The 13076-nt window shown below is 73.9% G+C and carries 5 protein-coding genes; 3 read left to right on the top strand and 2 right to left on the bottom strand.

All coding sequences use genetic code 11. The features are described 5' to 3' along the window. Window positions 1-66: 66 nt before the first annotated feature. Window positions 67-3405 carry a TIR domain-containing protein gene (locus tag WMF11_RS05040; protein WP_437976614.1) on the top strand — a complete coding sequence of 1113 codons (3339 nt, stop codon included), beginning with the start codon at window positions 67-69 and terminating at the stop codon, window positions 3403-3405. A 75-nt stretch (window positions 3406-3480) separates the two neighbouring features. Here the strand turns inward: WMF11_RS05040 and WMF11_RS05045 are convergent, their stop codons facing one another. Then, window positions 3481-5280: a sigma 54-interacting transcriptional regulator gene (locus WMF11_RS05045; protein WP_437976615.1), complete on the bottom strand. Its 1800-nt coding sequence runs from the start codon at window positions 5278-5280 to the stop codon at window positions 3481-3483. 145 nt (window positions 5281-5425) lie between these two features. Between WMF11_RS05045 and WMF11_RS05050 the strand changes: the two genes are divergently transcribed. Further along, entirely contained in the window at window positions 5426-9286 is a 3861-nt protein-coding gene (locus WMF11_RS05050; RefSeq protein WP_437976616.1) for a serine/threonine-protein kinase, read from the top strand. On the opposite strand, the gene WMF11_RS05055 is transcribed toward WMF11_RS05050, so the two are convergent. Next, on the bottom strand, window positions 9237-10970 hold the full coding sequence (locus WMF11_RS05055) for a protein kinase domain-containing protein (protein ID WP_437976617.1): 1734 nt from the start codon (window positions 10968-10970) through the stop codon (window positions 9237-9239). The two genes, WMF11_RS05050 and WMF11_RS05055, sit on opposite strands and share 50 nt — an antisense overlap. Window positions 10971-11203: 233 nt before the next feature. On the opposite strand from WMF11_RS05055, the gene WMF11_RS05060 reads away from it, so the two are divergent. Then, window positions 11204-12997, top strand: a complete 1794-nt coding sequence (locus WMF11_RS05060; protein ID WP_437907250.1) for an AMP-dependent synthetase/ligase — start codon at window positions 11204-11206, stop codon at window positions 12995-12997. Window positions 12998-13076: the final 79 nt, after the last annotated feature.

Below are 13076 nucleotides of genomic sequence, written 5' to 3' on the forward strand. Positions count from 1 at the left end.
CCCGCCCGAGTCGCTGGCGGACGTCTCGCGCCGCGGCGGACCGGCCAGCCGCCAGGGACACGCGACGTGACACCGCAACGAGAGCCTGCAACGTCGCCCGTCCCGGCGGTTCCCGCGCCCATCGATGTATTCATCTCCTATGCCCCTGCCGACGAGCGGCAGCGGGCCCGGCTGGAGGTGCACATCAGTCTCATGAAGCGGCAGGGGCTGATCAGGACCTGGCACCTGGCGCACATCGAGCCCGGAGAGGAAACGACGAAGGTCGTTGCGCTCCTGGAGGCCGCGAGGCTCGTGCTCTTGCTCGTGAGCGCCGACTACCTGGCGCACGAATCCTGTTATGAGGGCGAGATGACACGCGCGCTCGCGCGGCACGCGGCCGGTGAGGCCGTCGTCATCCCTGTCCTCGTACACGCTTGTGACTGGCAGAGCGCACCTTTCGCTGATCTCACCCCGCTCCCGTTCGAAGGCGGACCCGTCACGAGCTGGCGCAACCGGAACGAGGCGTGGGCCAGCGTGGCGCGCGGGCTCCGGACCGCGGTCGAGCTCCTCTCCATGCCCGAGGCCGAACGGCCCCGCGGCGGGCGTGCTTTCAAGGCGGAGTACGAGCAGAGACTCCTCGCCCCGGTGCATGACCCTCCGAAGGGCCAGCGCGTACCTCGAAGCAGCGGTGCAATGCCCCCCGCCTCGCCCGGCTCTGTGGAGAAGGCCATGTCCGGTACGTTGGACGTACCTAGGAGCAGTTCCGGCCCTGTAGCGTTGGGTCCTGAGGAGGAGACCTCGGCCAGTACGTTGGATGTGCCGCGGAGGCCTGCTGTCAGCCCAGCGCCCGCCCGTCCCGCATCCAAGGCGCGGTCGCCCAAGCCCGAGGTCGATGTGGGCCTGATCGGCCGCGAGAGCGAGCTCCTCGACGTGCTCCAGCACCTCGAACGCGGGCCGGTGGTGCTGTCTGGACCGGATGGAGTCGGAAAGACCGCGCTCGCCCGCCGCGTCGCCGAGGAGCTCGCGCCCCATCACGGGCCGTACGTCGAGATCGACCTCCAGGGATCAACCGATGCGCCGCTCGCGCCCCTCGCCGCGATGCGGCTCGTGCTCCGCGCGCTCGACGTCGAGGTCGGCGGGTCAGGCGACGATCGAGCGCTGATCTCCGCTTACCGAGCTTCGCTGATCAGGGACCGCCCCATCCTGCTCCTCGACGACGCCTGCGATCGCGCTCAGGTCGAGTCACTCGTGGTGGACACCGACGGCGTCGTGTTGATCACGGCTCCGCGGTCGCTCGGGCTGTCCGGCGCATACGAGCGAGAGCTCGGCCCGCTCGCGCCCGGAGACGCGGCGGCGCTGTTGTGGCCGGCCGTGCCGCACATCGGCGCGCCGCTCGCAAAGCGCGTGGCCGGGCTCTGTGGCTGCTCCCCGTTCGCGCTCCGCATCACGGTCAGCGTGCTCAAGCGGGGCCTCCACAGCGATCCCCACGACTTCCTCGCCCGGTTGAGCTCCACGGCGCAGGGGAGCCGAACCCCCGAGGACGCCGTGATGACGGCCGTGTTCGATCTCCTCGCGCCGTCCACCCGTGATCTCTGGTGCCGTCTCGGCGCGCTCCCCGCCAGCTCCGACGACGAAGCATGGCGGTGCCTCGTGGGCTTGGCCGCCTCCGGCGCCCACGCGACGGAGTTCGGAGTTGGCAGCGGCATCGAGGCGATTCTAACGCTCGGTCTGATCGAGTCGGGGCACAGACGCCGCTTGCACCCGCTTGCACGCACGTTCGCGGCGGCTCGTTTGCTCCCTCACGAGCGCGCGATCGTCGAGGGCTGGCTCGGACTCGTCGCGGCGCGGCGGAGCGGTGACCGCACAAGACGGTTGGACGCGATCGCGCGCGTCGCCGATCTCTACGAGGCGATCCCGCCGGATGCGCTGACACCGCAACTCAAAGCCGAGTGGGAAGCGGTGCTCCGGGAACAGGTGAAGGTCGCAGGCGGGTCTGAAGCTCCCGGGGTGGAGGCCCACGCGCTCGGCCGTCTCGGGCGCTTCCTGGTTCGACAGGGCAAGTTGCAGGAGGCGGTCTCTCTGCTCGAACAGCGGGTCGTCCTCGCGCGCGCAGAGGGCGATCGCGAGGAAGAGTCGCTGGTCAGCCTCGTGCTCGGCCGTGCTCACAGGGGTCTTGGCGATCTGCCGCGTGCCCTTGCGGCGATGCAGGTTTACCTCGATCACGCGGCGAGCCGGACAGATCCCGCCCTGCCCGCCCATGAAGCCGAGGTCGGTGCGCTCCGCGCCGAGGTGCTCGCCCCGCTCTCTCGCGCGGGCGCCTACCCGCGCCGCGGAGAGCTCCGGCAGATCCGGGAAATGCATCTGATCAGGAGGGATACGGTCGCGCATCATACCGCGATCTCCCGCGACGGACGCGTGGCGCTCGTTCGCGGCACAGGGAGCCGGATCGAGGTCTTCAGTCCGCGCTCTGGTGCCCGTCTCCGGATACTGGAGGATTCCTTCGGCTACCGCGGCATCGCGCTGTCGGGCGACGGTGTGCTGGTGACCGACGGTTGCACATGGTGGAACACCGTGACCGGCGAGCACGGCCTCTCCGAGCAGACCCCGAATGGCGCGCTGGCGATGACCCACGACGCCCGCCTTATCGCGGTCGCGTCGCTCAGGGCCGTCCACCTGACGAACGTCCTGCCCGGGCTCGTGCGGCGCGAGCTCCACGGCGTACCCATCGACGCACGGGTTCGGCCGAGCTTCAGCGAAGATGGGCAGCTCCTGGCGGTGGGCAAGGGCCGTGTCGCGCTGGTCTGGCACATCCCTGGACTGGACGTGCGCAGGCTTGAGCTGGAGTGCGAGCTGAGCGTCCTTGCGCTGTCGCCGGACGGCCGCCGGTTAATGACGGGCCATCCATCCGGCGCACTCGAGCTCTGGGATGTGCATCGCGCCGAGAAGCGCGCGACCCTCGCGGGCTCGGGGGACGGCGTTCGCGACCTCGCGGTGACGCTGGACGGCGCGCTCGCTGTCATCTGCCGCGCGGGCGGCGAGATCCAGGTCTGGGATCTGCGATCCGCGCGCGAGATCGGCTGTATACGCCATCCTGGGGCCCCGACCTCGGTCTCGATATCGGCGGATGCGCGGACGATGATCGTCGCCGGGGATAGTGGAGTCATCCAGATGCTGGAGCTCGACTGGGCGCAGGAGCCGGCGGCTCCCGCCCCCTGGTCCCCGGACGCCGATGGCCTGGCGGACGCTTTCCTCGCGCGCCACGTGCCGCTCGGCCCCGACAAGATCACGCGCTCCGGGGCGCCGGTGTGGGGTGAGGTGGAGTTCGCGAGCTTCCTCGATCAGCTCGCCCGGTGCGGGCTCGGATGGCTCACCGCCGAGGGCGTGCGCGCCGAGCTGCTCCGCCGGACCGGGGCGTTCACGGGATGATCTCGACGAGGGAGGCGCCGGGTCGTCTCCTGCTGATGCTGACACCTTGTCCCCTCGGAGCCGCGCCTGGCGGCGTCACCGCCTGCGCTTCGCCAGGCCGTAACGGTTCATCTTCAGCACGAAGGTCCGCAGCGGCATGTGGAGCGCCTCCGCGGCCCTCGTCTGCACCCCGCCCGCAGCGGCGAGCGCCTCGGCGATGCGCGTGCGCTCGAGCTCCCTCACCTCCTCGGCGAGCGGCCGGAACGTCCGGCCAGCACCCCTCGCGGAGGGCGCCGCGCGGGAGGCCGGCGCCACGGAGGGCGGGATGCCCTCGGGGCGCGGCGGCCCGGCCGCGAGCGCAGCGGGCAGGTGCCCGCGCTCGACGATGCGCGCGGTGACCGTCGCCGCGATGTAGTCGATGACGTTCTTCAGCTCACGCACGTTGCCCGGCCACGCATAGGCCGTGAAGAGCTCCGTCGCCTCCGTCGACAGGACCATCTCCTCGCGCCCCGCGCGCGCGCACGCGTCGGCCAGGAACGCCCGCGAGAGCGCGAGGATCTCCCGGGGGCGCTCCCGGAGAGGGGGCAAGATCACCGTGGCCGCGCCGAGGCGATAATAGAGATCTTGCCGGAAGCGGCCGGCCTTGACCTCCCCCTGAAGATCCTTGTGCGTGGCGGCGACGACGCGGATGTCGACCTCGCGCTCGCGCACGTCGCCCAGCCGGAGGATCCGCCGGGTCTCGATCGCGCGAAGGATCTTCGCCTGGGCGCTCGCCGAGAGATCGCCTATCTCGTCGAGGAAGACGGTCCCCCCGCTCCCGTGCTCCAGGAGGCCCGGCTTCGGGCCCGCCGCGCCGGAGAACGCGCCGCGCTCGTAGCCGAAGAGCTCGCTCTCGACCAGGCTCTCGGGCATCGCGGCGCAGTTGAGCGTGACGAGCGGTCGCCGCGCCCTCGGGGACCACTCATGCAGCGCGCGCGCCGCGCTCTCCTTTCCGGAGCCCGTCTCGCCGGTCACCAGCACCGGCAGGTCCGTCGCCGCGAGGCGCCGGATCAGATCGAACACGCGCACCGTGGCCGCGTCGGCGAGCACCGTGCGCTGCCCGCCGATCTCCAGCGTGGTCACCGCCTCCGCCGCGGTCGCCGGGTGCCCGGGGCGCGCGACCTCCGCGGCGGCCCGGGCCGACGCGACGAGCGTGTCCGCGTCGCAGCCGTCCGCCGGCGCCGTCGCCACGCCGACCTTCGGCGCCGCGGCGACGGCGTGCACGGCGTCGACGAGCCGCTGCACGGCGTGGCCCGCAGCGGCCGCGTCCGCCTCGGGCAAGAGCACGAGGAGGCGGTCGTCGGCCTCGAAGCCCGCGAAGTCGGTCACCGCGAGCTCCCGCTCCAGCGCGCCGGCGACGACCTCGCGGGCCGAGGCCGCCCCGAGCTGGACGGCGATCACCGTCGCCGGCCGATCGTGGCGCAGCGCCCTGTCGATCTCCCCCTCGATCCTCCGCCGCAGCTCCGCGATCTCGAGGACCTGCCGGCTCTTCGCGGGGCGCGGGCACCGCATCACCACGACCGCCTCGCCGATCGACACCACGTCGCCCGAGCCGAGCGGCCTCGCGCCGTCGACGCGGACGCCGTTCAGCAGGGTGCCGTTCCGGCTGCCGAGATCGACGAGCTGCGCGCGCCCGTCGAGCAGCACGATCTTCGCGTGCTCCCGCGACGCCGAGGTGTTGCGGAGGCGCACGTCGGCCCGGGGCCCGCGGCCCAGGAGCACCACGCCGCTCCGCGGCAGGCGGAGCACCGACGAGGAGCTCCCCTGCACCACGAGCAGGTACGAGCCGCCCTCGTCGGCCCCGCGCGGCGCCTCGTCTGTTCGGGTCGGGCCGCCGGACGCCGTTGCCTCGCTCATTCTCCCGCGGCCGACTCTCGCATTGCGGCGCCAGGGCGCGCAAGGCTCCAGGTCGGCGCGGAATCCGGCGCGGAATCCGGCGCAAAATCGCGCGCGCCGCGTGGTAGGCTCGCCGCCCGCAGGCCGGGCACTGCAGAGCGATTCGATGCAGCGGACGCCCCCCAGCAATGCGCGATTCTCGATCGGCCGCCGCCTCGGCGAGGGCGCGTTCGGCGCCGTCTACGAGGCGCAGGATCGCGAGCGCGGGGCGCGCGTCGCATTGAAGTCGCTCCACCGCCTCGACCCGCTCGCGCTCTACCGGTTCAAGCGCGAGTTCCGCGCCCTGTCCGAGGTCGTCCACCCGAACCTGGTCGCGCTCCACGAGCTGTTCTCCGAGGACGATCAGTGGTTTTTCACGATGGACCTCATCGAGGGCATCGATTTCCTCTCCTCCGTGCGCGGCTCATTGGCCAGCGGCGCCCGCGGCGCCCGCGCCGCCTCGGCGCCCAGCCCCACAGCGCCCAGCCTTGCCCAGGACGACCCGGACGCGACGGAACCGGACCTGTCGGCCGCGTGGCCCCCTCCGGCCGCCGGTGGCGCCGGGCGCGACCCGGCCGCCGCTGCGCCGCCGCCCTGGGGGCCGCTGAGGAGCGCGCTCCTCCAGCTCGCCCAGGGCCTCGCCGCGCTCCACGCGGCCGGCAAGCTCCATCGCGACCTGAAGCCGTCGAACGTGCTCGTGACGCGCGAGGGGCGCGTCGTCATCCTCGATTTCGGCCTCGTGGCGGAGCTCTCGAGCGGCTCCATCGACCAGAGCGGCAGCCACATCGCGGGGACGCCGGCGTACATGGCGCCGGAGCAGGCCAAGGCCGGCTCCCTGACGCCCGCATGCGACTGGTACGCGGTCGGCGTCATGCTCCACGAGGCGCTCACCGGGCGCCGGCCCTTCGAGGGAGGGGCGCTCGACGTCATCCTGCGAAAGCAGGCGGAAGAGCCGCCTCCTCCGAGCGCGCTCGCGCCGGGCATCCCGGAGGACCTCGACGCCCTCTGCGCGGAGCTGCTGCGCCGCGCCCCCGACGAGCGGCCCCCGGCGCCCGAGGTGCTCCGGCGGCTGCTGCCGCCGCGCGGCGACGCCCGCGGCAGCGCCGGCGCGCCGCCGCTCGCCGAGGCGCGCCCGGGGCCGCCGGCCGGGAACGGCGCGCCGTTCGTCGGGCGGCAGCGGCACATCGACGCGCTGCGCGGGGCGTTCGAGCGGGCGAGGGGAGGGCGGGCGACCACCCTGCACATCCACGGCGCGTCGGGCACGGGCAAGACCGCGCTCGTCCGGCGCTTCCTCGACGAGCTCGGGCGCGTGGATCACGCGGTGATCCTCGAGGGCCGCTGTTACGAGCGGGAATCCGTCCCCTACAAGGCCGTCGACAGCCTGATCGACGCGCTCAGCCGCCACCTCTCGCGCCTCCCCAGGCTGGAGGCCGCCGAGCTCATGCCGCGCGACGTCCACGCGGTCGTGCGCCTCTTCCCGGTGCTCGGGCAGGTCGACGCGATCGCCCGGGCGCCGCGGCGCGAGATCGAGCCCCCGGACGCCCGGGAGCTCCGCCGGCGCGGGTTCGCCGCGCTCCGCGAGCTCCTCGCGCGGATCGCGGATCGACGGCCGCTCGTCCTGTTCATCGACGACCTCCAGTGGGGGGACGCCGACAGCGCCGCGCTCCTCACCGACGTCCTCCGCGAGCCCGACGCGCCCGCGCTCCTGCTGCTCCTCTGCTACCGGAGCGAGGACGCCGCGCGGAGCGAGCTCCTCGCGCGGCTGCTCCCGCCAGCCCCGAGCGACGGGGACGAGGGCGACGTGCGCTCCCTGGCCGTCGGCGCGCTCACCCCCGAGGAGGGGCGCGACCTCGCGCTGGCCTTCCTCGGCGGCGGCGCTCGGGCCGCCGCGCAGGCCGACGCGATCGCGGCGGAGGCGGCCGGGAGCCCGTTCTTCGTGATCGAGCTCTCGCGCGATGTGCGGGGCCAGGCCGCGCCGGAGTCGGCGCGCGGCGCGGACGGCGGCGGCGTCCGGCTGGGATCGGTCCTCGCGAACCGCCTCCTGCGCCTGCCCGCCGAGGCGAGGCGCCTGCTCGAGGTCATCGCCGTGTCGGGCAAGCCGCTCGACCTCCGCGACGCGCGGCGGGCCGCGGCGCTCACCCCCGAGCAGGAGCGGGCCGCGCTCGCGGCGCTCCGGGCCGGCAACGTCGTGCGCGCGCGGGGGCAGCACGGCGAGCAGGAGCTCGAGGCGTTCCACGACCGCATCCGCGAGGCGGCCGTCGCGCAGCTCGGCGCGGCGGAGCTCGCCGAGGTCCACCTGCGGCTCGCCGCCGTCCTGGAGGCCTCGGGGCGGGCCGACGCGGACGCGCTCGCCGTGCACTTCCGGCGCGCCGGGCGCCCCGCCGAGGCGGCCCGCTACGGGGTCCAGGCGGGCGACCGCGCGGCCGAGGCGCTCGCCTTCGATCGCGCCGCGGAGCACTTCGCCGCCGCGCTCGAGGCGGCGCCGGCCGGCGCGGGGGAGGCGCGCGCGCTGCGGGTCAAGCTCGCGCACGCCCTGCGCAACGCCGGCCGCGGCGCGGAGGCGGCCCGGGCGTACGCCGCCGCGGCCGAGGGCGCGCCGCCGCGGGAGAGCCTCGATCTGCGGCGGTGCGCCGCCGAGCAGCTGCTCGTGAGCGGGCACATCGAGGAGGGCAAGCGCGCGCTCCGGGGCGTCCTTGCGGCCGTGGGGATGCGGCTCGCCGAGCGCCGGTGGGCGGTGCTGCTCTCGCTCCTGTTCTTCCGCCTGCTCCTGCGCGTGCGCGGCTTCCGCTTCCGGGAGCGCGACGCCCGCGAGCTGCCGGCCGAGACGCTGACCCGCATCGACATCTGCTGGTCGGCCTCCGTCGGGCTCGCCATGGCCGATGTCCTCCAGGGCGCGGAGTTCCAGGCGAGGCACCTCCTCCTCGCGCTCCGCGCGGGCGAGCCCTACCGCCTCGCCCGCGCCATCGCGACCGAGATCGCGCACCTCGGCACGGACCACGTCGTGGGGCGCCGCCAGGCGCACCGGCTCTACGGCACGGGGGCGGCGCTCGCGGAGAAGGTCGGCGACCCGTACCTCATCGCCTTCAACAAGGGCATGCTCGGCGTCGTCGAGAGCCTCTCCGGGCGCTGGGCCGAGGGCCTCGAGCTCTGCCGCGAGGCCGAGGACCTCCTGCGCGCGCGGTGCGCGGGCGTCGCGTGGGAGCTGGGCACCACCAGCCGGTTCATGATGGTGGCCCACTACCACCGCGGCGAGCTCGACGCGCTGGCCCGCCTCGCGGCGCCGCGCTGCGCGGACGCGGACGCGCGCGGCGACCTCTACGCGGCCAGCTTCTTCCGGGTGGGGCTCACGTACATCGTGCCGCTCGCCGCGGACCGGCCGGACGCGGCGCGCGACGAGGTGCTGGGCGCCATGGCGCGCTGGCCGCGCCGCGCGTTCGACCACCTCGACTGCCTGGAGACCGTGGCGCTCGGGCGCATCGACCTCTACGCCGGCGCGCCGCTCGCGGCGCTGCGGAGGATCGAGGACCGCTGGCGCAAGATCGCCTGGTCGTTCCTGCCGAGGTTCCAGTACTACCGCGTCTTGATCCATCACCTGCGCGCGTCCGCGGCGCTGGAGGCCGCCGCGCGCGACGGCGCCGGCGACGCGCGGCTCGGCCGGGCCCTGCTCCGCGGCGCGGCGCGCGACGCCCGGCGGCTGTCGCGCGAGGGCGCGCCGTGGGTCGCTCCGATGGTGATGTCCCTGCGCGCCGCCATCGCGGCGCAGCGGGGCCAGGCCGCCTCGGCGCTGTCGCTCCTCGCGGCGGCCGCGGCCGCGTTCGACGAGCGCGGGATGGGCCTCTTCGCCGCCTGCGCGCGCCGCCGCCGCGGCCAGCTCCTCGGCGGGGACGAGGGCCGCTCGCTGATCCAGGCCGCGGACGCCTGGATGGCGGGCCAGGGCGTCAGGAACCCCGCGCGCCTGGCGGCGATCTTCGCGCCGGGGTTCCCGTGAGGTCGATCTCCACGGTGTGCACCGCGGCCATCGCCGGGGAGGTCCGGAGCGCCGAGAGCAGCGGGCTCGCTCCGGCGTCCTCGGGGCGGTAGGCGACGATCAGCAGGAGCGCGGCCGGGTCCGGCGAGGCCATGATCTCCGCGAGCAGCGACGCGCTCTCCGCGTCGCCCCCGTGGGCGTCGTCGATGAACACGACGACGGCGCGCCGGTCGGAGATCCGCCCGAGCAGATCGCGCAGCGCGGCCGAGGCGCGCGCCCGGAGCCGCTCCTCGCCCTCTTCCGCTGCGCTCCGCGGCGCCGGGAGCGGCGGCGACGCGCGCACGGCCGGCACGCGCGCGAGCACGGGAAAGACGCGGGCCAGTGCGGCGGCGCCGCGGGGCATGAGCGCGGCGGCCTCCCCCGGCGGGGTCCGCACGAGGTGGCGGCTGAGCGCGTCGATCGCGCCGTCGAGCGCCCTGAACGGCACCTGCTCGCGCTCGTGGCACCTGCCCTCGAGCACGAGCGCGTCCCCGGCCTCGCGGTCGAGGAACGCGCGCACGAGCGCGCCCCCGTCCGCCGCGGCGGCGCCCTGGACGAGGACCAGCCCCGGCTGCCCCTCCCGCACCCGCGCGAGCGCGCCGGCGAGCGCCTCGAGCTCCCGCGGCCGCGTCGCCGGCGCCTCCACCGCCGCGCGCGACGGGCCGCGGCCGCCGCGACCGACCGGCGCCGCCGGGGCGGGGGGGCCCGCCGCGAGATCTCCCGCCGCGCCGAGCCGCCGCACCACCTCCGCGCCGGAGGGGCGCCGCTCCGGCGCCGCGCACAGCAGATCGGCGACGAGGTCGGCCAGGTCGTCCGGCGCCCACGGCGCGACGTCGCGGAGCCGGGGCGGCGCGGATCGCTGCTTCTCGGCGAGGACCTCGATCGACGTGCCCGTGAAGGGCGGCCTCCCTGCCAGCGCCTCGAAGAGCATCACGCCGAGCGCGTACCAGTCGGCGCTCGGCGCCGCGGCGCTCGCGCCCACCTGCTCCGGCGCCATGTAGCGCGGCGTCCCGACGAGCTGCTCGGCGTCGGTCGCGCTCTGCCCGCTGCCGCTGGTCGAGAGGCGCGAGGCGATGCCGAAATCGAGCACGACGGCGCGCCCCTCGGCCGTGACGAGCACGTTGGAGGGCTTCACGTCCCGGTGGACGAGCCGCGCCGCGTGGACCGCCTGGAGCGCCCGCGCGACCTGGACGAGCGAGGACCGCACCCGCTTTAGGTCGGCGTCGGCGCGCGCCTCCGCGCAGGCGGCGCCGGCAGGAGAGGGCGCGGGCGGGCGCTCGACCGGCTCCTCCAGCGTGGCGTCGAGATCGATCCCCTCGTCCGGGGGCGCGGTGCTGGTCAGGCTGGGCCACGAGGCGGCGCCGCCCGCGGCTCCCTGCCCGCGCACGTGGGTGAGCCAGTCGACCCCGCGCACGAGCTCCATGGTGAAGTACCACTCGTCCCCGCTGCCGATGAGCTCGTGGAGCCGGACGAGGTTGTCGTGGGTGACGTCCGCGAGCGCCCGGAACTCCCGCTTGAAGCGGTAGAGGGCCGAGGCGCCCACGCGCGCGAGCGCCTTCAGGGCGACCCGCTCCCCGCGCTCGCGATCGATCGCCTCGTACACGATCCCGAAGCCGCCTGCCCCGAGCCGCCGGACGATCTGAAAGCGCTCGGGGACATGCCGCATGGACGGGCCACGTGAGGTGAGGTTCCTTATCGGATCGTATCAGGCCGCGGCGCCGGGCGGCCACGCCGAACCGTGACCCGCGACGAGCGGGCCGGGCGGTACGCGGAACGAGACAACCGGCGGCTCGCCGCCAGCGCTTCGAGGGGCTCCTCGACGCGGATTGACAATGCCCCGGCGGCTCCCGCATCCTGGCCACCCCGCGACCCTCGAGGCCTTGAGCCGCAGGAGATGCAATGAGCACCGTCCTCCACCGTCTGGAACAGTGGGCTAACGAATCTCCTGACGCGCCGGCCCAGCGCTTCAAATCTCAAGGCGAGTGGAAGACGCTGACCGCGCGCGACTACCGTGACCGGGTTCACCACCTCGCGCTGTTCCTGGAGTCCAGGGGCTTCGACGCGAGCCAGGTCGGCGCGATCCTCTCGTACAACTGCCCGCAGTGGGTCCACGTCGACCTGGCGGCGCTGCTCGTCGGGGGCAAGTCGGCGGGCCTCTACCCGAACTCCACCGCGAAAGACATCCAGTACATCCTGAACCACACCGAGGCGACGCTGCTCTCGGTGCAAAACAAGGAGTACTTTCAGAAGATCTCCGGGGAGAAGGGCGAGTATTCCGTCCCTGACAGCGTGAGTTGGATCCTCGTCTTCGATGGTGACACATCGATCTCTCCCAAGGCGATCTCGTACGAGCAGGCGCTGGCCGAGGGCCGCGCGCTCGCGGGGCAGCCGGGCGCGAAGACGTTCGCCGACTACCTGGCGAAGATCGACCCCAGGGCCGGCGCGTTCCTGATCTACACCTCGGGTACGACGGGCAACCCCAAGGGGGCCATGCTCTCGCACGACAACCTGGCTTACACGGCCGACATGGTCGTGAAGTACTGGAACCTGCCGTTCGCGCGCGGCACGATGTTCTCGTTCCTCCCGCTCTGTCACATCGCCGAGAAGCTGCAGTGCGTCGGGGCGGGCCTTACCCAGCGCTACACCGTCAACTTCTGCTCGAAGTTCGAGAACGTCTCGATCGAGCTCCCCGAGGTGCAGCCCACGCTGCTGCTCTGCGTGCCGCGGCTCTGGGAGAAGATGATGGAAGGCGTGATGGCGAAGGTGCGCGGGGGCAAGGGCGCCAAGAAGAAGCTGGCCGAGTGGGCGCTCGCCGTGGGCGCCCGCGTGGCCCAGGCGAAGTACGCGCAGCGCGCGCCGAGCGCGCTCGACGCCTTGCAGCTCAAGCTCGCCGACAAGCTCGTGCTGGGCAAGGTGCGCGCGGCGCTCGGCCTGGGCAAGGCCGAGGTGCTCGCCTCGGGCGCGGCGGCGCTCGCGCCGCACATCTCGACGTGGTTCCGCGCGCTGAACCTCGAGATCCTCGAGGACTTCGGCCAGACCGAGTCGACAGGCGTCATCTGCATGACCGAGCCGGGCATCGAGAGCGCGGGCACCGTGGGCAAGCCCGTGCCGGGCGTCGAGTTCAAGCTGGCCGAGGACGGCGAGATCCTGACCCGCGGCCGGCACGTGTTCGTGGGTTATTACAAGGACAAGGCGGCGACGGAGGCCGCGCTCGAGGACGGCTGGCTGCACACGGGCGATCTCGGCGAGTGGAACGACCGCGGACAGCTCAAGATCCGGGGCCGCAAGAAGGAGATCCTCAAGACCTCGGGCGGCAAGATGATCGCGCCGCTCCCGATCGAGGAGAGGCTCAAGGCGGCGGAGATCATCAGCCAGGTGTGCATGGTGGGTGACGGCCGCAAGTACCTCTCGGCGCTGATCACGCTGACCGAGGGCAAGCTCGCCGAGCTGAAGGAGCGGGGCGCCCTGGGCAGCGACGCGATCACGAGCGTCGAGGTGGTGAGCCAGGTGAAGGTGCACGTCGACGCCTTGAACGCGGAGCTCGCCAGCTTCGAGCAGATCAAGCGGTTCACGGTCCTCGGCCGCGAGTTCTCGGTGCAGGACGGCGAGATGACGCCGACGCTCAAGATGAAGCGCAACGTGATCGAGCAGCGCTTCCGCGGGACCATCGACGAGATGTATCCCGCCGAGTGAGCGGGGGCCCCGGGCCCCGCCGGCGGGCGGCCGGTCGATGAACGCGCCGCGGCGCTCGCCCGGCCCTGGGAGAGGCGCC

The organism is Sorangium sp. So ce295 (assembly GCF_051527405.1).
Lineage (GTDB): Bacteria > Myxococcota_A > Polyangia > Polyangiales > Polyangiaceae > Sorangium > Sorangium cellulosum_B.